Below are 657 nucleotides of genomic sequence, written 5' to 3' on the forward strand. Positions count from 1 at the left end.
AAAAGGAAGGAGGAAGGGAAGGAAAAAGGAAAAAGAAGAAAGGAAAAAGGGAGAGAGGAGAGGGGGGGGAAAAGGAAGAAAAAGGAGGAGGGAGAAGGGAAGAGGAAGAGGAGGGAGGAAGGGGAAGAAAGGGGGAGAGGGAGAAGAAAAGAGGAGAGAAGGGAAGGGAGAGGGGAGAGAAGAGGAAAAAGGAGAGGAGGGAAGAGGGGGAAGAGGGGAGAAGGGAGAGAGAGAGGGAAAGAGAGGGGGGAAAAGGGAAAGAAGAGAAAAAAGAGAAAAGAAAGAGGAGAAAAGGAGAAGAGAAAAAGGAAAGAGGGGGAAAAGAGGAGAAAAGAAGAGGGGGAGGGGGGAGGAGGAAGGGATAAGAGGAAGGAAGAAGAGAAGAAGAAGGGGGGGAAGAAAAAGAGGAAGAAAGGGGGAGGGGAGAAGAGAAAGGGGAGGAAAAAAAGGGAGGGAAGAGGGGGGGGAGAGGGGGGAGGGGAAGGGGGGGAAAGGAGGGAGGGGAGAGAAAGGAGAGGGGGGGAAAGAAAAGGAAGAGATAAGAAAAGGGAGGAAGGAGGAAGGGAGAGGAGGAGGGGGAGGGAAAAGGAGAGGAGAAAGAGGGAGGTAGAAGGCGGGAAGTGGTGGTTGTGCCTGTTACAATTAAGACGCTCTATA

The 657-nt window shown here is 52.2% G+C and carries 1 protein-coding gene; it reads left to right on the forward strand.

Annotated features, from left to right (window positions below):
- The coding region (locus tag A3773_RS19720; protein WP_197462826.1) for a hypothetical protein at positions 1 to 610 on the forward strand (610 nt) is incomplete at its 5' end.
- Positions 611 to 657 lie beyond the last annotated feature (47 nt).

The sequence above is a fragment of the Neptuniibacter pectenicola genome (assembly GCF_001597735.1).
Classification (GTDB): domain Bacteria; phylum Pseudomonadota; class Gammaproteobacteria; order Pseudomonadales; family Balneatricaceae; genus Neptuniibacter; species Neptuniibacter pectenicola.